General features: G+C 43.4%; 18 protein-coding genes, 1 pseudogene and 2 other annotated features. Of the genes and pseudogenes, 12 read left to right on the top strand and 7 right to left on the bottom strand.

From position 1 onward, the window contains the following. The 6 genes from hemC (at position 1) to AB1K91_RS09360 (ending at position 7,053) form a co-directional block, all read left to right on the top strand. Positions 1–933, top strand: a complete 933-nt coding sequence (gene hemC, locus AB1K91_RS09385) for a hydroxymethylbilane synthase (protein ID WP_413089545.1) — start codon at positions 1–3, stop codon at positions 931–933. Continuing rightward, the gene (locus AB1K91_RS09380; protein ID WP_413089543.1) at positions 930–1,715 is read left to right on the top strand and encodes a uroporphyrinogen-III synthase; all 786 of its coding nucleotides are present in this window, start codon (positions 930–932) and stop codon (positions 1,713–1,715) included. Before hemC ends, AB1K91_RS09380 begins: the two co-directional genes overlap by 4 nt. Continuing rightward, on the top strand, positions 1,712–2,695 hold the full coding sequence (hemB, locus tag AB1K91_RS09375; RefSeq protein ID WP_413089541.1) for a porphobilinogen synthase: 984 nt from the start codon (positions 1,712–1,714) through the stop codon (positions 2,693–2,695). The genes AB1K91_RS09380 and hemB overlap by 4 nt, the downstream gene beginning before the upstream one ends. A gap of 16 nt (positions 2,696–2,711) precedes the next feature. After that, positions 2,712–4,004 (top strand): glutamate-1-semialdehyde 2,1-aminomutase, encoded by a 1,293-nt coding sequence (hemL, locus tag AB1K91_RS09370; protein ID WP_413089539.1) that lies wholly within the window; start codon positions 2,712–2,714, stop codon positions 4,002–4,004. A gap of 128 nt (positions 4,005–4,132) precedes the next feature. After that, positions 4,133–6,007, top strand: a complete 1,875-nt coding sequence (locus AB1K91_RS09365) for a LysM peptidoglycan-binding domain-containing protein (RefSeq protein WP_413089538.1) — start codon at positions 4,133–4,135, stop codon at positions 6,005–6,007. Between the two features lie 23 nt (positions 6,008–6,030). Next, positions 6,031–7,053: a hypothetical protein gene (locus AB1K91_RS09360; protein WP_413089536.1), complete on the top strand. Its 1,023-nt coding sequence runs from the start codon at positions 6,031–6,033 to the stop codon at positions 7,051–7,053. Here AB1K91_RS09360 and AB1K91_RS09355 read toward each other — a convergent pair. Further along, on the bottom strand, positions 7,045–7,233 hold the full coding sequence (locus AB1K91_RS09355) for a hypothetical protein (RefSeq protein WP_093727669.1): 189 nt from the start codon (positions 7,231–7,233) through the stop codon (positions 7,045–7,047). The two genes, AB1K91_RS09360 and AB1K91_RS09355, sit on opposite strands and share 9 nt — an antisense overlap. 121 nt (positions 7,234–7,354) lie before the next feature. Then, positions 7,355–7,597, top strand: a binding site (T-box leader). A 51-nt stretch (positions 7,598–7,648) separates the two neighbouring features. On the opposite strand from AB1K91_RS09355, the gene AB1K91_RS09350 reads away from it, so the two are divergent. Both AB1K91_RS09350 and AB1K91_RS09345 read left to right on the top strand, forming a co-directional pair. After that, the gene (locus AB1K91_RS09350) at positions 7,649–10,303 is read left to right on the top strand and encodes a valine--tRNA ligase (protein ID WP_413089533.1); all 2,655 of its coding nucleotides are present in this window, start codon (positions 7,649–7,651) and stop codon (positions 10,301–10,303) included. Positions 10,304–10,365: 62 nt separating this feature from the next. Next, positions 10,366–10,911, top strand: coding sequence for a GNAT family N-acetyltransferase (locus AB1K91_RS09345; protein ID WP_413089532.1), 546 nt, complete (start codon positions 10,366–10,368; stop codon positions 10,909–10,911). Positions 10,912–11,482: 571 nt separating this feature from the next. On the opposite strand, the gene AB1K91_RS09340 is transcribed toward AB1K91_RS09345, so the two are convergent. The 3 genes from AB1K91_RS09340 to AB1K91_RS09330 form a co-directional block, all read right to left on the bottom strand. Beyond that, entirely contained in the window at positions 11,483–11,623 is a 141-nt protein-coding gene (locus AB1K91_RS09340; RefSeq protein WP_413089531.1) for a hypothetical protein, read from the bottom strand. Between the two features lie 247 nt (positions 11,624–11,870). Then, a complete protein-coding gene (locus AB1K91_RS09335; RefSeq protein WP_413089530.1) occupies positions 11,871–12,152 on the bottom strand; it encodes a tetratricopeptide repeat protein in 282 nt (93 codons plus the stop codon). A 1,415-nt stretch (positions 12,153–13,567) separates the two neighbouring features. Then, positions 13,568–14,818, bottom strand: coding sequence for an MDR family MFS transporter (locus tag AB1K91_RS09330; RefSeq protein ID WP_413089529.1), 1,251 nt, complete (start codon positions 14,816–14,818; stop codon positions 13,568–13,570). Positions 14,819–15,022: 204 nt separating this feature from the next. Between AB1K91_RS09330 and AB1K91_RS09325 the strand changes: the two genes are divergently transcribed. The 3 genes and pseudogenes from AB1K91_RS09325 to AB1K91_RS09315 all read left to right on the top strand — a co-directional run bounded on the left by AB1K91_RS09325 (position 15,023) and on the right by AB1K91_RS09315 (position 15,946). Next, the gene (locus AB1K91_RS09325) at positions 15,023–15,238 is read left to right on the top strand and encodes a recombinase family protein (RefSeq protein WP_413089528.1); all 216 of its coding nucleotides are present in this window, start codon (positions 15,023–15,025) and stop codon (positions 15,236–15,238) included. Then, positions 15,211–15,598: pseudogene (locus AB1K91_RS09320) on the top strand (thermonuclease family protein). Before AB1K91_RS09325 ends, AB1K91_RS09320 begins: the two are co-directional and overlap by 28 nt. A 123-nt stretch (positions 15,599–15,721) precedes the next feature. After that, positions 15,722–15,946, top strand: coding sequence for a hypothetical protein (locus AB1K91_RS09315; RefSeq protein WP_413089527.1), 225 nt, complete (start codon positions 15,722–15,724; stop codon positions 15,944–15,946). Between the two features lie 349 nt (positions 15,947–16,295). Here the strand turns inward: AB1K91_RS09315 and AB1K91_RS09310 are convergent, their stop codons facing one another. Continuing rightward, positions 16,296–16,709: a GNAT family N-acetyltransferase gene (locus tag AB1K91_RS09310; protein ID WP_413089526.1), complete on the bottom strand. Its 414-nt coding sequence runs from the start codon at positions 16,707–16,709 to the stop codon at positions 16,296–16,298. A 494-nt stretch (positions 16,710–17,203) separates the two neighbouring features. Next, positions 17,204–17,965: an MBL fold metallo-hydrolase gene (locus AB1K91_RS09305; RefSeq protein WP_413089525.1), complete on the bottom strand. Its 762-nt coding sequence runs from the start codon at positions 17,963–17,965 to the stop codon at positions 17,204–17,206. Positions 17,966–18,093: 128 nt separating this feature from the next. Between AB1K91_RS09305 and AB1K91_RS09300 the strand changes: the two genes are divergently transcribed. Beyond that, positions 18,094–18,510 (top strand): Lrp/AsnC family transcriptional regulator, encoded by a 417-nt coding sequence (locus tag AB1K91_RS09300; protein WP_413089524.1) that lies wholly within the window; start codon positions 18,094–18,096, stop codon positions 18,508–18,510. A gap of 165 nt (positions 18,511–18,675) precedes the next feature. Here the strand turns inward: AB1K91_RS09300 and AB1K91_RS09295 are convergent, their stop codons facing one another. Further along, positions 18,676–19,176 carry a CarD family transcriptional regulator gene (locus AB1K91_RS09295; protein ID WP_413089523.1) on the bottom strand — a complete coding sequence of 167 codons (501 nt, stop codon included), beginning with the start codon at positions 19,174–19,176 and terminating at the stop codon, positions 18,676–18,678. Positions 19,177–19,355: 179 nt separating this feature from the next. Next, positions 19,356–19,579, top strand: a binding site (T-box leader). The last annotated feature ends 195 nt before the right edge of the window (positions 19,580–19,774 follow it).

The following is a 19,774-nucleotide window of genomic DNA, read 5'->3' as shown; positions in this document are numbered from 1 at the left end:
ATGCGTAAAATTATCGTAGGTTCAAGAAAAAGCAATCTGGCGCTCACACAGACAAAGTGGGTCATCGACCAGTTGAAACGGGCTGGAGCGCCATATGAGTTCGAAATCAAGAAAATAGAGACAAAGGGTGACAAAATCCTGGACGTCACACTGTCAAAAGTCGGCGGAAAAGGGTTGTTCGTCAAGGAAATCGAGCAAGCTATGTATGACGAGGAAATCGATATGGCTGTACATAGTATGAAGGATATGCCATCGGAACTTCCTGCCGGCTTGACGATTGCCTGTGTGCCGGTTAGGGAGGATTATCGGGATGCATTTATTTCCAAGAATAACATCTCCTTGAGAGAGCTTCCCGAAGGATCTGTTGTCGGAACGAGCAGCCTCCGCCGTGCAGCGCAAATTCTTGCTGTCCGTCCAGATATCGAAATCAAGCCGATTCGCGGGAACATCGACACGCGTCTGAAGAAGTTGGAAAATGAAGATTTCGATGCCATCGTCTTGGCAGCTGCTGGCTTGAAGCGCATGGGTTGGAGCGATGATATCGTTACCGAATTCCTTGAAACAGATCTCTGCTTGCCAGCTATCGGGCAAGGAGCACTGGCGATCGAGTGCCGCGATACCGATATGGAATTGATCGAGCTTTTGACAAAAATCAATGATTCTTATACCCAGCAGACTGTCGCTGCTGAACGGACATTCCTATATTTGATGAACGGTAGCTGCCAAGTACCGATTGCTGGTGTTGCCCATATGGAAGATGATGATGTCGTCCTGACTGCATTGATTGCCTCGGCTGATGGTAAACAAGTATTCAAGGAAGAAGTCCGTGGTGCCGATCCACAGGAAGTTGGTAAACTTGCCGCAGAAAGAATGCAGGAACAAGGTGCACAGGATATCGTCAACAAAGCGATCGAGGAGTCGGAGTCCCAATGAGCCGGTTGCCGGCCGTGAAGGTGCTCGTAACGCGCCCGAAACCGAAGGCAGTCCACTTGGCAGAGGAGCTGGCTGAAGCGGGGGCCAAACCGATCATAGTGCCCCTTTTGACTTTTCATACAAGGATCGATGATGAAAACGTGAAGCTCTGCCAGGAGGGGGAAAGATTTGATTGGCTCTTTTTCTCCAGTACGAACGGAGTGGAGCATTTCCATGCGTTGCTGAGTACGTATTCAAGCTTGGAGGCCTGGAGCCATTGCCATATTGCTGCAGTTGGACAGAAGACAGCTGAGGCGATAGCAAGACTTTTCGGCAGGGAAGCAGATTTGGTGCCGGATGATTATACAGCGGATGCCCTGGCTGCAAGATTTACTCAAGCACATGACCCAGACAGCCGGATTTTGCTGATTCAAGGTAATTTATCACGACCGGCATTGGCAAATGGCTTGAAACGGAATGGCTTTGTATTTGAGAAAATGGTTGTCTATGATACGGTAGAGGAGATAAGCGAGCAAGAACTGCTCAATGATGTCTTGAAAAAGGAACAGCCCGAGGTATTGACGTTTACGAGCCCGTCATCCATTAAGGCCTTTCTTGCTTTTATAGACAACGCCGAACTGGAACAAAAACAGCTTGATAAACTGTGTCTTGTCATCGGACCGACAACCGAGGAAGCGGCCAAACGGCACGGCTTTCGCAATATCTTGCTGCCTGCCCAGTACACGGCAGATGCAATGATTGATTTATTAGTACATTTTTATGAACAAAGGACAGGTGAATGACAATGGCAGAATTCAAACGCCACCGCCGTTTGCGTACATCAGCAAATATGCGGGCATTAGTTAGAGAAACAGAAGTGACAGTGGATGACTTGATTTATCCAGTATTCGTTGTCGAGGGAAAAAATGTACGTAATGAAGTTTCTTCCATGCCGGGTGTATTCCAGCTGTCTTTGGATAATTTGTCAGCTGAGATGAAAGAAGTAAGCGACTTGGGAATCAAGTCCGTATTATTTTTCGGTATTCCTTTGGAGAAGGATGAAGTCGGAACTGGCGCTTTCCATGATCATGGCATCGTACAGCGAGCGATCAGCCAGACGAAAGAGGAATTCCCTGATCTTCTTTTGATTGCAGATACTTGCCTTTGTGAATATACATCCCATGGACACTGCGGCGTCGTACATGACGGAATAATCGATAATGATGAATCATTGGGCTATTTGGTAGATACTGCAGTCAGTCAGGCAAAAGCAGGAGCTGATATCATTGCCCCTTCCAATATGATGGACGGCTATGTGCAAGCAATCCGCAAAGGACTGGATGAAGCCGGTTTTACTAATATTCCGATTATGGCTTATTCTGTCAAATACGCTTCTGCTTTCTATGGCCCATTCCGTGAAGCAGCGGAAGGCGCTCCGCAATTCGGGGACCGCAAAACATACCAGATGGATCCTTCCAACAGGAGGGAAGCAATCCGCGAAGCGACATCTGATATCGAAGAAAATGCAGATTTCCTTATCGTGAAACCAGCACTTGCTTACTTGGACATCATCCGTGATGTGCGTAATCAATTCAATGCGCCGGTTGTTGCATACAATGTGAGCGGGGAATACAGCATGGTAAAAGCAGCAGCATTGAATGGCTGGATTGATGAAAAAGCAATCGTCATGGAGAAAATGATCGGCATGAAACGTGCAGGTGCTGATTTGATCATGACTTACTTTGCCAAAGATGTGGCAAGATGGCTGAAGGAAGATAACTGACTAGGGAGGAATTCTGATGAAAAGCTTTGAAAAATCGATAGCAGCATTCGAAGAAGCGAAACAGCATATGCCTGGCGGAGTTAACTCTCCAGTTCGTGCATTCCGTTCCGTGGGGATGGATCCTATTTTCATGGATAGCGGTAAGGGTTCAAAAATCACAGATATCGATGGCAATACGTACATCGACTATGTATTGAGCTGGGGACCACTCATTCTGGGGCATGCTGATGATCGTGTCGTGGAAGGGCTGAAAAAAATCACCGAGAAAGGGACAAGCTTCGGTGCGCCGACTGTGATTGAGAATAAGATGGCTGCTTTGGTTAAAGAACGGATTCCATCCATGGACATCGTCCGCATGGTCAACTCCGGAACAGAGGCGACCATGAGTGCGCTTCGTCTGGCACGCGGCTTCACCGGCCGCGATAAGATCCTGAAATTCGTCGGCAGCTATCACGGCCATGGGGATTCCCTTTTGATTAAAGCAGGTTCTGGTGTTGCGACACTTGGTTTGCCGGACAGCCCGGGTGTACCGGAAACGATTGCACGCAATACGATCACGGTACCATATAATGATCTGGAAAGTGTCCGCTATGCATTTGAACAGTTCGGGAACGATATCGCAGCAGTCATCGCGGAGCCAGTATGCGGAAATATGGGTGTCGTACCACCTCAGCCAGGCTTCCTCGAAGGTCTCCGTGACATTACGAAGCAGCAAGGCGCACTGCTCATTTTTGATGAAGTAATGACAGGATTCCGTGTCGGTTATCATTCTGCACAAGGCCATTTCGATGTGGAGCCTGATTTGACCTGCTTGGGTAAAATCATCGGTGGAGGACTTCCTGTCGGTGCATATGGCGGTCGTAAGGAAATCATGGAACGGGTTGCTCCAGCAGGTGATATCTATCAAGCAGGTACACTGTCAGGCAATCCGCTGGCGATGACTGCCGGCTATGAAACATTGACTGCAATGGATAAGGCAGCGTATGAACGGATCAATGCCCATGCCGACCGCCTTGCAGAAGGCTACAAAGCAGCTGCAGAGGAATTCGGTATCCCATTGCAAGTGAACCGCGCTGGTTCCATGGTCGGTGTCTTCTTCACGGATACACCTGTTATTAACTTCGAGACGGCACAAACATCCAATCTGGATCACTTCTCCATGTATTACCGGGAAATGATCGAAGCGGGCATTTTCCTGCCTCCTTCTCAATTTGAGGGGCTCTTCCTATCAGCTGCCCACACAGATGAGGATATTGAAGCGACCATCGAAGCAGCAAGACAAGCATTCAAGAAAATTGCAGCATCCTGATTAAAAAGTCCAAGCTGACGCTTGGGCTTTTTTCGTAGGGACTAAGGGATTTTCCTTACATATGTGACTGGGCGTCCGCATAGGTTTTAGTGATTAGGAACGCTTAAATATTGGAAGGAGGATTCCACTTGTCTACGAATGAGACAACACCATTCATGTTTGATATACAAGAATCACTCAGTTTCCGTGCCGACGCCCATCTGCAGGATTTGATCGGAATTGCTTTGGAGCCGGATATCAGTATCCAGGAGTTTGAGCATGAAATTTCTGTCCGGGGTATCATCGAACTTACCGGTGAATATCATCCTGTGCAGGATGTTATTGAGGGAACTGCAGTCGCTGTAAGCCCTGGGACTAGGGAAATAGAAAACGTTGAGAAACTGGAGGGCGGAACGAATACATTTTATCATCGTTTCCCTGTCGAAATTTCAGTTCCAAAATATCGGATCAAGCAGCTGAATGATGTGTATGTAGCAATTGATAATTTCGATTATGAAATTCCTGGAAGCAATGTACTTGAGCTGCATGCAACAGTGGCAATCTATGGTGTGCAAGAAGAGAGAAGGCAAGCAAAGCAGGATATGCCTAAGCAGCCTTATTACCCGGATACGGCTTTCCAGCAACCAGAGTCGGTTCAATCTTATACAGATGAAATTGCAGACCACATCGAAGCAGAAGCAAGAGATGGTTATCAACACAATCCGCAAAGCTATCAATTCTTCAAAGAAGAACAGGCAGAAGCCAAAGCTAATGAATCTTTAGCAAATGCTAGGGATGATCAAGAAATCGAAGCTTATCAGTTCTCTCAAGAGGAATATGCAAAATCTGAAGCGATAGAAGCAGATCAGGAGCAACAAGCTGAACAAGCGCGCGATCATCAGCAGCTAGGGGAGCAGTCGTATCCGTTTGTTGAAGAATATGCAGAGCCTGCAGAAGTGGCAGAATCTGAGGATGAACAAGCACAGGATGATCAAGCGAACGCAGACTCTGGCTATCCATTCACAAATGAATCTGCGGAGCTGCCGAAAACCGAATTAGAAGCACAAGCACGTGATGATCAGAATATCGAGGAATCAGCTTATCCAACTGTCGAGGAATATGCAGAAACAGCAGAGGCTGAACTTGAAGAAGCAGATGTCACAGAAGATAATCTGGAAGAACCGGCAGTCCATGAAAAAGAACAAGAACAATCAGATGAATCACCTTTCTTGCACACTCAATCAGAGAGAGTATCGAACCCTGTTGCCAAAGAAGATGGTAAAACAGAAGCATCACAAAGCGATACGCTATTTACGGAAGCTCATCAGTATCCAGAAGAGCTGTTTGTACTTCCAGATGAACTGGAGGATGCGTATCAAGCAGCCGATTTCCGTCAAGTTCACGAACAGGATGAAGAGCTTCATTATTTGGATCGGGAGCTGCCGCATGAAGAGCCGGCCGAGTCACCGGATTTCACTTTTACTTACCAAGCGAAGCAAACCGACGAAGCACCGCGGGACTCTGATCAGGTCACATTCGAGACACCGCCACTTTTGACACCAGAAGAGGATGATCGGTGGAAATATAAAGAGACGAAGACTTTGAGTGAATTCTTCGGCAGTAAGCCCGTGGAACCGACAGATGTGCCGCAAGCAGATTTAACTGACGATGAACTGGATACCGAAGACTTGTATGAAGATGTTGCATTGCAATCAGTCCCGGTCAATCAGGAGCTTCAGCCAGAGGATCTTCTGGAAGAGGAGGAATCGGTAACAGCGGAAGCACAAGCGGCAGCAGAACGGAAGGACAGCAGCAATTTCCTCGTCCATATGTTCGGAGCAAGGGAAGAGACATTTACGAAGGTCCGTGTCTGTATCGTTCAGGAACGGGATACGCTGGAGAAGATTGCCACTCGATATGATGTGCCGGTAAGCTCGATTGCCAGCTCCAATAATTTGGAGGAGGAGACGGTATCGGAAGGCCAGCTGCTCGTGATACCGCAGCGACGTTCAAAGAAAAACTGATTATAACGAACGGGGTGTGATTGATGGAAAACGTCGATCGAATACTAGCTGCCTATGGCATCACGCCAGCCTCGGTTCAAGCCATTACCAGCCGCCTGTCTAAAGTGCAAACGCACCAGGCGGCTTTTGCTTTAAAAAGGTCATCCCTCCATCCGGAGCGGCTCGACCGCTGGCTGATGGTCGTTCAAGGCAAGCATAATTTTTATCGCGAAGGAGTTCCGCCTGTCTACCAGACATTGCAGGAAAATTTCTATGTAGTGGATGAAGGGGAAGTGTATTATTTGATGCCATGGCTCGAACGGCATCGCACAGATGAACCGGATCATCCTTATGAGATGCTGTTCACTACACTTGGCAAAATCCATGCATCCTCCAGCAAACGCTATCCAATAGACTATGAAGCGTACGCACTGGCCATCCGGAAGCAAAAAGAAAAGCTCCAGCAGGACAGGGAGGAGCTGCTAAGGGTGGTGGAGCGATTTGAATCCCAGACGTACATGGGTGTTGTGCCGCTGCTTGTCTGCACGCATTATAAGGATCTGGAGCACGTTTCTGCCATGCTGGATAAATGGTATGACCATTATGAGACAGATTTGAAGGAAGACCCGGAGATGGAGCACAGTGTGCTGCACGGTAATTTGCGCCCTTCCCATGTGCAGGAGGGCAACCCGCTGCATCTGCTCAATTGGGAAAAGACCAAGCTTGGCAATCCTAGCTTGGATCTGGCTGCTTATTTTAAAGAAGAATGGCGGTATGCAGACAGCAATATGACAAATCCGCCTTATTATTTGCATTCGTATGAGGAGCATCGCCAAATGAAGAAAAATGAAGAGAGCCTGTTCATGCTGCATCTGCTGCATCCGGGCCGATACCTGAAGCAGATCAGACAGTATGTAGATGCACCGCAAAAAGCGGATACCCCGGCTGTTGTCCAGGAATTGACCCAGACACATAGGCAGCTGACGCAGGCTCTCCATGCACAAGCATATTTCCAGGACCTTCGAGATCAGGAAGAACAGGAAGATGAAGAAGGTGGATCAGATTGATTTCGCCTGGAAACTGAAGTAAAGCGCAATCAAGCCGCCAAGTAACAGAATATCCAATATCGATGGAAATAGCAGTGTCCGGATGAACTGGAAAATGATTAGCGGAATCATCGCCTTTTCGGTGACATTGATCCAATACCGGAGAAAGCCCGGCATGTTGTTGCGGTTGATTTTACTCATTGTCATCCCTCCTGTAGACAGTATATGAACGGGAAAGGCTGGGCGTTTACCCTTTTTTGAAAAAAATATGCGACTGCATTGACTTTTTTACTGTCAAGTGGATACAATAGTCATACATGATATAAATGCTTTGACAGGGAAGAGTATAGTGTAAGGATCCATGCTAGAGAGGGAAGCAATTGGTGGAAGTTTCCCGGATACCTGCAGTAGAAGGTCGCCCTGTATGCAGCGACCCCGAATGTGACTTTTTAGTCAGTAGGGGGAGCCGGTGAAGAGCCGTTATCTCCCTCGAGTGTGCGACACAGCTGTCTTGTGTTCGCAAATGAAGGTGGTACCACGGAAACTAACCCTTTTCGTCCTTTTGGATGAGAAGGGTTTTTATATGTCACCAAAAGCATTGAAGGAGGAACCAGGCATGACAACAGACAAATCACAAGAAAGCCATTCATTGCCGTCCAAATACGATCCGGCCAGCATCGAAGCAGGCCGCTACCAATTTTGGCTTGATGGCAAATATTTTGAAGCAACCGGAGATGAAAACAAACAGCCTTACTCCATCGTTATCCCGCCGCCGAACGTGACCGGAAAGCTTCACCTCGGTCACGCATGGGATACAACATTACAGGATATCCTTACCCGGATGAAACGGATGCAAGGCTACGATGTACTATGGCTTCCAGGTATGGACCACGCTGGTATCGCAACACAGGCGAAAGTAGATGCCAAGCTGCGCGAGCAGGGCATCAGCCGCTATGACCTTGGCCGCGAAGGTTTCTTGGAGAAGAGCTGGGAATGGAAAGAGGAATATGCGAGCTTCATCCGCAAACAATGGTCGAAGCTGGGACTTGGTCTTGACTATTCCCGTGAGCGATTCACATTGGATGAAGGACTATCAGAAGCGGTGAAAGAAGTATTCGTCACTTTGTATGAAAAAGGCTTGCTGTACCGCGGCGAGTATATCATCAACTGGGATCCGGCAGCGAAAACGGCACTTTCTGATATCGAAGTAATCCATAAGGATGTACAAGGTCACTTTTATCATATGCGCTACCCATTGGCTGACGGAACCGGACATATCGAAATTGCAACGACTCGTCCGGAAACATTCCTTGGGGACACGGCAGTAGCTGTACACCCGGATGATGAACGCTATCAGCACTTGATTGGCAAAAAAGTCATCCTGCCGGAGGTAAACCGTGAAATCCCGATCGTAGCGGATGATTATGTAGACATGGAATTCGGATCCGGCGCGGTGAAAATAACACCTGCGCACGACCCGAATGACTTTGAAGTAGGCAACCGGCATGATCTTGAACGCATCCTTGTCATGCATGAAGACGGCACCATGAATGAGAATGCCGGTAAATATAACGGTTTGGATCGTTTCGAAGCACGTAAGCAAATCGTCAAAGATCTGCAGGAGCAAGGTATCTTGTTCAAAATCGAAGATCACATGCACAGTGTCGGCCACTCCGAGCGAAGCGGTGCAGTGGTGGAGCCATATCTATCCACACAATGGTTCGTCAATATGGAGCCATTGGCAAAACAAGCATTGGAATTGCAAGCAGGCGAAGATAAAATCAGCTTCGTTCCAGAGCGCTTCGAAAGAACGTACTCTTACTGGATGGAGAATATCCGTGACTGGTGTATTTCCCGTCAGCTTTGGTGGGGCCACCGCATCCCTGCTTGGTATCATAAAGAGACAGGCGAAGTGTATGTCGGTAAAGAAGCACCAGCCGACATCGAGAACTGGGAACAGGATCAGGACGTACTGGATACATGGTTCTCTTCTGCATTATGGCCGTTCTCCACAATGGATTGGCCGAACACGGAAGCAGCTGATTTCAAACGTTACTTCCCGACAGATGTCCTCGTAACAGGCTATGATATCATTGCTTTCTGGGTAAGCCGGATGATCTTCCAATCCAAGGAGTTCACAGGCGAGCGTCCATTCAAAGACGTATTGATCCACGGTCTTGTACGTGACGGTGAAGGACGCAAGATGAGTAAATCCCTTGGCAACGGTGTTGATCCGATGGATGTTATCGAGAAGTATGGTGCCGATTCCTTGCGATACTTCCTATCCACTGGATCATCTCCAGGTCAGGATCTGCGCTTCCAATGGGAGAAAGTAGAGTCTACTTGGAACTTTGCCAATAAGATTTGGAACGCTTCCCGTTTCGCCTTGATGAACATGGAAGGCTTGAAATATGAAGATATCGATTTATCCAAAGAGAAAAGCTTGGCAGATAAATGGATCCTTACCCGCTTGAACGAAACAATCGAAGCAGTGACTTACAATGCTGAGAAATATGAATTTGGTGAAGCTGGACGCCATCTGTATAACTTCATCTGGGATGATGTGTGTGACTGGTACATCGAAATGGCGAAGCTTCCGCTGTACGGTGAAGACGAAGCGGCGAAGCAAATGACACGTTCTGTGCTTGCACATGTATTGGATCAAACAATGCGTATGCTGCATCCATTCATGCCATTCATCACCGAGGAAATCTGGCAGCAACTGCCGCATGAAGGCGAATCCATCACGATTGCGGCATGGCCGACTGTCAACAAAGATTTGCATGATGAAAAAGCAGCCGAAGAGATGAAACGTTTGGTGAGCATCATCCGTTCTGTCCGAAACATCCGTGCAGAAGTGGATACACCAATGTCCAAGCAGATTCAGCTGCTCATCCAGGCAGAAGACAGCGAGATCGAAGCGGAGCTCAAAGCGCAGCAGCACTATATCGAACGCTTCTGTAACCCAAGTGAGCTTACGATTGCAACAAGCATCCAAGCGCCGGATAAAGCAATGTCGGCAGTTCTTACTGGCGTAGAGCTTTACTTGCCGCTTGAGGGCTTGATCGATATCACCAAAGAAATCGAACGTCTTGAAAAAGAACTGGATAAATGGACGAAAGAAGTCGAGCGTGTCGAGAAGAAGCTTTCCAATCAAGGCTTCATCAGCAAGGCACCAGCTAAAATCGTTGACGAAGAGCGTGCCAAGCAAGCAGATTATGAAGACAAACGGTCACGCGTACAGCAGCGAATCAATGAATTAAAAGGCTAAACACACCAAAAGACGCACTGGATTTTTGCTAGTGCGTCTTTTTTACATAAGGAGAGAATAAGATGCTGACATTCCAGAAGCTTGAAACGGAACGAATCGTTTTGGATGAAGTGAAAATGAACGATGCACCATACGTATTTGCTACGCTGTCTGACGCAAGTGTCACGCAGTTCTATGGCATGGAGCCGCTGCAGTCAATCGAAGAAGCAGAGCGCGTCATTTCCTCCTTCCGCTGTGGACTGCAGGAAGGCCGAGTCATCCGCTGGGGCATGTTCTGCAAGGAAGCAGGACGATTCATCGGAACAATCGGCTTGCACCAAGTTAATCGCAGCAATCGGCGAGCCGAAATAGGGTATGAGCTGCATCCGGATCATTGGAAAAAAGGCTTTGCCAGTGAAGCAATGGAGGCTGTGCTGGCGTATTGCTTCAACGAACTGGATTTGCTACGAATCGGGGCGATGGTTTATCCGGAGAATCATGCATCTGCTGCGCTTCTGGAGAAACACGGGTTTATAAAAGAAGGATTATTGCACAGTTATTATTATCATGGCGGAAAAGCCTATGACGCGAATGTGTATGCGCTGCTGCGGGAAAAATGGAAAAAGTAGGAAAATGAGTATAGGAACATTCGAGAATATATGAAATGTATAATGTAGCAGGATAAAGGCAAAGTGCTGCAGCTGGTCACAAGCAATATGCTTAGCGGAGAAATAGTCGAAGGCGGTAATCTGACGGAAATAAAGAGGAAATGAGCGTAATTCCAAGATAAGCAGTTTAGAGATGTTTTATGTCACTTCCATCGAAGATCGGCAGCAGTTCCTTGCGCCATTTAATAATACGATTGTTTTGGCGGCGGGGAGAGTGAAGTAATCAGTTATCTAAGACTATGCGGATGGAAGATGGCGAGTGGAAACTGGATAATGTGGAATTTAATCAGAGTTGAAAAAGGCCCCAATTACTTTTTACAAGCGATAGTAACCAGGAGTTGGGGCTTCCCAAAGGCGCGAAGCTATTACTAGGTGTTTTTGTTCCTCTATCAATCTGCTGCAGCTTCTTGGAGCGTGGCCAAGCAAATATTCCGGGCCGATATATCAGGGAAAGTCACGCATGCTACGGACGGGGATACCTTTACTGTCTATTTTTGGGGGGCGGTTCAAGAGGACCTATGATGCTCTTCTTTTATTTCTTCATATTTAGGGAGAATATTACCGTTCCAAGATCGCCTTTCTTTTCTACTATCTTGTAATCGTCTGCATATCCGACCACACTACTTACAATTATGGTTCCTAGCAGTATCAACGAGAAAACAACTTTCTTCAAAATATACCCTCCTTCTTAGATAAAGGCTAAAATATAGTATTTTGTTGCAAGCTCGTATTGCTTAGTTTTTAGTATAATGCTCGGTTAGCTCTTTTAAATAGAGCCTGACGTTAAATAAATCGTTAACTTTCCTAAAATATTCTATACTTTCTTGCCACACGCTTTCATAGTTCACCCTATCCTCGAATTTTTTCTGCAACATGGCAATTTCCCACTTCATTGTTAAACCATCTGTATCAATACTTTTCTAGAAACCTTCCGTATAAGCCTCCATAGCTTTGGAAGGATGATTGGTTTTCCAATAAGAATCGGCTAACAGGTATAAAATCTTCAGATGGATCCGTTCTTGTTTGTTTTTACGTGCTTCTTCCAGATAACGAATAGCTGTTTCCGTCACTTCACGTTGCACATATAGAAATCCAAGGTTGAGGTTGGTAGTGGTTATGAAATTCTGGTTATCTATATTTTTGTAAGATACTAATGCTTTATGGAGATGTTCTTCTGACAAATCGAAATCTTGAAGATCCATTTAATTCATACCTTGTGGCATTTCTGCCCGGGCAAGACATATTACTGATTCTTGTATTTGAATATAAAAGAATCGGTAAACCACCACAGACTGATCAGAAAGCAAAGAACGCTTTCCATCACTCTGTACGTGTCGCTGTGGTACTAAATGGCTCGCTAACCACGGACTGTAAGACTATTTCCTATTTTCCGTAGGTTTCTGATCCATTTGCCATTCAGGCCCCACCTTACGAGCCGAAATCCGTCCAAAGCATAATTCATAACTGCACTTTACTTATAAAATATTATTGCTCTAACTATTTCCTGAAAGTAATCACTCCATTTTTTCTTCATTCTCAAAATTGCTTCCCCCCTTAAATAATAAAAATATTGTATATTAATATTTTTGAAATTTTAATTTATAAAATTATTCTATGAGCAGCTATATTTAGTAGCTTCCTCAGTCCATTTTGCTTTAGCTGCAGTCAACCAGCCCAAAATCTTTATTACTGCACGGAAATCAGACCAGGGAAAAGCGACCTGGCCTTCTTTTATTTCAATTCATTTTTCTCCTTTGGAAACCATTCGGATTCGCAAGCCAAAGGGAGAAATCTAAGAGAGGAGAATATATTGATTACAAACGAAAAAATCAGCAGCATCCTTGATATTAGGGCTATTGACAGAGAGGAGCTTATGGAATCAGATTACGTTATTTTGGAAAAAGCCCAAGAGACAGCTGAAAAGAAAGGACATTACCTAATGCAAGACCTACTGTGCAGCTTCCTTAAAAGACAGAGAAATAACCCAGAACGGCGGTGTCCTCATTGCAAGACAGATTTTAGAATATGTAGATGACCCAATATTCGATATAATAGAAGAAACTCGTCACAGCAAAAGGTAAAGAAAGCCTTTTAACACACATAAACGTATGTTTATAACCTAGTAAGAGATGTCTTAGAGAAGTGTATGAGAAATACTAGGCAATCTTTGCCCCGAAAGTTTACACAGCATTATTGAGAAGTGCAGTCTGTGGTTTCAAATTTAACAATAGCTTCATCATTGAAAACATACTTAGAATGATGAGGCAGATAACCTATTTTTTATATAAGATCTTTCATACCCTCTTGTAATCACTATAGATAGCCTTCTTTAGTTAGACTTTATTACTGTACAACAACAATTCATTCAGCTGTATCTTAAAACACAAAAAAGGGGTATACGTAAACACAAACATTTACGTATACCCCTTTATCTTTTTTGTTTATGTTTCAATCCTTCAACAACTTATGAATTTACACTGGGGACTTCGACTTTATTAAAACTGCTATAAAATCATTTGCAACCTCTTAAAGGTGATGAGTTGATATCCGATAAACTGTAAAAAAAATACTGATAAGCAGCAGTTGCCATTCTTTTTTACAGACTGAAGTGCTTTGTTTAGCCTGCTTTTTTAGCAGCTGTCAGCTTCCGCTGATCTAATTGAGGAGAGATTAGATAAAAGATGAATGTTCCGGTTAAACCTATAAGGGTCAAAATACAACCCATCACAACTGACGAAAAGAATCCACTTAATGTAACAGTAAGGGATACAATTAGCATTGATAGATTAAACTGCAGTCCACTGAATGCCATATAAGCACTTCGGCTTTCTTCCGGCGGTATGGCTGCCATATAGCTCTGTTGAACCGGGACCCGAAATACCTCTGCAATAGTTAATACTGCCATCATGATGAACAACAACCAAATATTATTAGAGAATGCAATAAAGGCATAACCAAGAGTAAAGACAAGACAGCTCATCGTTAGAACCATTCGATCCTTCATTGTGTCGACGAATCTGGAAACGAATAAAACCAGCATTGCAACCAGGATAGTATTTTCACTTCTGAGTAACCCGGTCATTGTGATACCGTCAATATCCCAAAACAAAAAATGTTGCGTAGGCATTTCCTCGGTGAGTTTAATCCCAATATAACTCGTCAGCTGAAACTCCATTGATAATACCAATATTCCAGCCAAAACAAACCAAACAAACAAACGATCCTGCATCACACTTTTATAAGTGCGAAAAAGTTGAAAAACGTGCTGACCAGGCCGCTTTTCTGTTTTAATCGGATAATAACTTTCTTCGATAAATAGATAAACTACCACAACAATTGCTGCTGTAACAATACTAAGCACCATAAATAATTCAAACAAATAGTGCTGAAAGAAAAAGGCACCAGCAATTCCGCCAACAGCAATCGATAAATTGTTAGCCCAGTAGGTGATGGAGTACATCAGATTTCGCTGTTCTGGCGTACTAACATCTATCAGCATTGCCTGATTAGCGGGACCGGCAAGCCCCCAGCATATGCTGTTTAGTGTCATCATCATAAAAGTTAACTCGGGTGACTCAAACCATGGCGAGTTACTAATCATCATAGTGAAAAACGCAGCAAACCGAAGAGTTTCGGCCGTAAGCATAATTTTCCTTCTACCAAACTGATCTCCAAAATAACCGCCGATTAATGACATTATAATACCTACGCCCACATTAATAAGCATTAAAAGGCCTGCAAGCTTGGTACCAAAATGTGTTGCTAAATAAATTGTCATAAAAGGCAGTACCATACTGCCAACCAAACGACTTGCAAATGTCTCTATAATACGTATCTTTATATTTCTGTGGAAATCACGAAACCGCATTTTATGCCCCCTTTTTGTCTATATATTATTATAATTTTCATTTAATTAAAAAACTACCTTTTATTGTAAAAGTAGAAAGAGATCTAAAATTTTCAATCTAAACTTACTAAGGAGCTACGGTAAAATCAAAACCGCTCTTTCATTTTCTTATCCTTCAATTCACTATCCAGATAACTCTGTATAAAATGTTCAAAAAGTCGTATATTGCGACTGGATCGTTTTGGAAGAACAACAAAGCAGCTACTCAACCTAGTCGAAGAGCTAAATGAAAAACGCATTTATTCTATATCCATCTCTAATAGCATCGATACTTCCACGCCACACGGGGAGTTTTTCTTTACTATCGTGCCTGGCATCGCCAAACACCCGGATAACAAATATGGAAAAAATGAATTTATTTCAATAAGCAAGAACTTCTGATATATAATTATTGTGTATCAGAAAAGAAAACAAGGAGTTATAAATGGCGAAGAAGAAAAAAATCGATATTAGTAAGTGCTCCTGAAATATGCCATAACAATAGCCCGTCTGACTGTAAACCAGTACCTTTTGGTGAGCAAGCTGCCGATTTCGCAAAAGATTACCTGCATGGTGAAACGGTCTACCTGGTACCAGATGAATCAGAACGGGATCAATATGGACGCATATATGTATCAGAGCATGCTCTTAAGGGAGGGGTTGGCTGAGGTTGCTGTATACGAACCTAATACCAAATATCAGCAAGAGCTTGAAGAATATGAGGAGTTAGCCAAAGCCAATAATAAAGGAATATGGCAATAATATGAATACCGAGTGTTAAACCGGGAGTTTGCTCTGCTCATTTGGAAATACCGATAGTGTAGCTGCTGTTCTTAAACGGATAGAATCAGCTATAACAGGATCCCTACAATGGAGGAATATGAAATGAAGGTTAACGAAATGATAGAGATGTTAAAAAACTGTGACCCAGACTCAGAAATTAAGGTACTTTTTCCTTTACCCAACAGACCAACTGGTGGTCAATTAGAGAATGTATACAATGTAAAATCTGTAATCGATCAGGACTCAAATAAAACTTTTTATGTTATTGATACAGGTATTGGAGAAGAAGGGCGTCATCAGGCTTACATTTCTAATAAAGGTGAATAACAAGTACCGTGTAGGTTAAATCATACAGGAAGAAATTCTTGAGATAGCAAAATAAATAGTATTAATATTATTACACAGGATGAAAATATACTAAATTAAATTTGCTACCCAAGCTTCTACTTTAATATATCGGGAAAAGCCATTAAACTAGCATTTTCATAGGGGTTACAGTTCAGCGTGTACAGGTTTTTTTTCTTTCCTGCCACTTTTTTATGAATCGCCTAATGGGTTTGCGCCCCCTTATAATCCGCCTTTAGGGGGATGGCTCCTGGCTTATATCCCCCGCTTCAGGAACCCACGGCACTCTTTCAGTCGTAATGCGCTTACATCAAATCGAAGTTGAACGGGGCTAATTATTGGTTTTCTCCATTATCGGGAACTTTAATCCGCCTTTTACAAGAAAAAGGCTTGTTTCTTGTAAACCAAACTTTTTATAGAACGGTACTTTATCCTGACGGGCATTGCACCATACTCTGTTAACCCCCAATCTCTGACACTGGTTTAATGTATATTTTAACAGCAAACTGCCATACCCTTTACCTTGTTCCTCCTGTAAAGTGGCAAACTTCCTGAATTGAGCTTCATTTTTCTTAATGAATAGAGAAATTACGGAAACTAATTTATCATCGATAAAGAGTCCATAATGCTTGCCAGCGTCGTCATTTTCCAATACGACATAATCAAATTCCTTATCTGGCCATAAAACAAGATGTCTTATTTCCCAAGTCATTTCTTTTGGTATTTGTTTGATAACAGCGTTCATACCTACTAACCCCCTTTGAAATCAGAAAAAGCTTCTAACTTATTTTACAGGAAGCAGTAATTCGCAAAGCCTTTAAAGTTATTCATCCATTCGTATTTTATAATAAATAGGTTGGAGTGATTCTTTTCCTTGCATCGGAAATGAGTGGTTAGATTCGGGAGAAACGATCAAGGTGGATGGGGGCAGGCCGTTATCTAATTCAATCATGAAGGAGGAGATTTGTTGCAAAAGAAAATCAATTTCAGGATAGCTACTGAACAAGATTTAGATAGGATTGTGGAAATGCTGGCTGATGATGAATTGGGCAGAAAGCGTGAAAAATGAAATTGGAATGATTATCTTTTTCAAGCTTATGTTTATATTTTATCTACTATAGTATGTTGGGTGCTAAATGGAAAAACTATTTTCAATGACTTGATTAAAGGACATCCTATTTTAGGATGCCCTTTTGGTAAAGGTAGTACCTTGAGTTATGAGGAATTTTTTGTCGTGTATTAAAAGTTGTAGGCATCCCCGTCATTCGGAACGAGCACATTGGAATCGAATCCTTTATCACGACTGAAACCCTTCAACTCTGCCCTAGATAATCCCCAATGATTTACTGCTTCCATGTGAACAGAGATTATCTTCGCTTTGGGAGCGGCTTTATGCACTTCATAAATATCGTCTTTATTCATGACAAGAGAACCGCCTTCCAGGAACTGATTGTCTCCGCCGTTGACGATGATAACTTCTGGGTTATGTTTATTGATTTCCTCTTTGACACCGTCATACCAAACGGTATCCCCTGCCACGTATAGTGTTTTCTCGCTAGGGTGTTCGAAGAAAACGCCGCATACTTGACCGGCAACTTCCAATATCGGACCTCTGCCGTGTTCACCTTTGGTTTTGGTTAATTGAATGTCAGCAAAAGTTGTGTCCTCTTTTAATACCTCGACATTGTGGAATCCTGCATCTCTTATTAGAGCTGCATCTTCTTCATTTTGAGCAAATAGTTTAATATCCTTTGGGAGTGCGTCTTTTGCAGTGTCGTCCCAATGATCTAGATGCAAATGTGTAACGATTACTGCATCAACATCTTTAAGGATATTTTCTATGGAAGTCGGCAAGTCAACGATGGGGTTATTTTGATCCTGCCGCGCTGAGTTTGGGAATGGGGGATAAGTGCCTTTCTCAGCCAGCATCGGGTCGACAAGGATTTTTTTGCCTGCATAGTTAACAACGATGGTTGCGTTGCGGATTTGCTGTATTTTCATATTCATTAACTCCTTTTTTAAAAAGTTTTCTTTGATCTATGTATAGTCTATACTTGCTGTAATGGGAAATACATAACTTAAATCAAGTGTTCCGGGGGATATACTTGATTAATGAAAGGATTTATAACATGCTGGATAACACGGATGCTCGTATTTTGGAGGAACTATCCCATAACAGTCGCGTAACGATGAAAGAATTGGGCGAGAAGGTCCATATGACCGGGCAGGCTACTTCTGCCAGAGTGGCGAAACTAGAGGATAATGGTGTTATTGAGGGATACACAATCAAAGTGAACCAAGCAAAATTAGGTTGTCATATACATGCTTTCATCACAATCTTCACCCAAAGTTTAAACCATCAGCCTTATCTGTCATTTATAAAAAGCCAAGGTAAATATACAATTAATAATTATAAAATCAGCGGAGATGGATGTTATCTCCTGGAGTGCAGATTTCCTTCAAATGAGCATTTGGATCAGTTCTTAACACAATTGAACAAGTATGCGAATTATAAATTGACCACTGTCATTAATAAGATGGAGTGATAAGAAAAGGGCAGCTATGTATGGTGATTTTTGGGGCAGGAGAGCTCAGTAACTTGCACCTGGAAGACTGCAAAAAGAGGTAATCCAAATGGGATTACCTCCTGAGTTTAACTATGGATTTGACCTGCAGGGTTAATCACTCAATGAGAAACAAACCACGCAGTCTTATCTGAAAGTGGGCGCATCTATCTTAAAGCGATTCTCAACCAAAGCTTTCACATCGGATGTTGCTTGATCGTATGAGATGTTCTTTGCTGCTTGTATCTCTCCGATTAGGAACTCTTCGGCATTCTTATATATTTTTTTGTCTTGTTGAGATAAACGGCCATCCGAAGTATGATAGTGCAGCAGATCCCTTAGTATCTGACAAATTTCTAATGTGGTACCTGATTTCATCTTAATGTCCAGCACTTTTGACCGTTCACTTACTGAAGAAGGCAAAGGAACACCATTTTCATAAAAATCCTGTTTCACTAATTCTAATTGTTCTAATGAAATGATTGGGCGTAGACCATTCTGATTTTCGTTCTGACTTGGTATAAACACATGCAAATTTTTGTAAGGAAAGAAAATCTTGAAATACTCTTTTTCCCTTATATATTCCTTCGATTCAATGGTTCCTGTTCCGTGAAATGGATAGAATACACTATCTCCGCCTTTTAGCAAATTAACAATCTCCCTTCAAAGATACTTCTATTATACCACAATGGATTTTTGTACTTTTGTATGCTTAATCAGTTAGGTTTCATGAACCGTTCTTGAAATATATGACGTTGAACAAAATATAATAACAAAAATGTATTGACCTTTTCTCTAGTTTCCTGTAGGATACTCAATATATTAATAAATGAGCGTTGAATGGGTTACAGTAGTGTATGTTCTCCCTGTCAAAGAGAGCTGACGGATGGTGCGAGTCAGCACAAAGAACAGCATGAATTACGATCCTGGAGCATTCTTTTCCGAAACCGACTGGTGAGGGGAAGACGGTGAATAGCCGTTATCAGGAATGAGAGATTGGCATGTCGTATGTCAATAATTAGGGTGGTACCGCGATATATTCGTCCCTGCTGAATGATTTCAGCAGGGACTTTTTGTTTTGATAAGCTAAATAATGGATAAGCGATGAATGGATTGCAGTAGTGTATGTTCTCCCTGAGACAGAGAGCTGACGGATGGTGCGAGTCAGTACAAAGAACAGCATGAATTACGATCCTGGAGCATTCTTTTCCGAAACCGACTGGTGAGGGGAAGACGGTGAATAGCC

Source organism: Terribacillus jepli (genome assembly GCF_047228925.1).
GTDB lineage: Bacteria > Bacillota > Bacilli > Bacillales > Amphibacillaceae > Terribacillus.
Note: the sequence above shows the minus strand (reverse complement) of the source record. Positions and strands in the feature narration are given on the sequence as shown.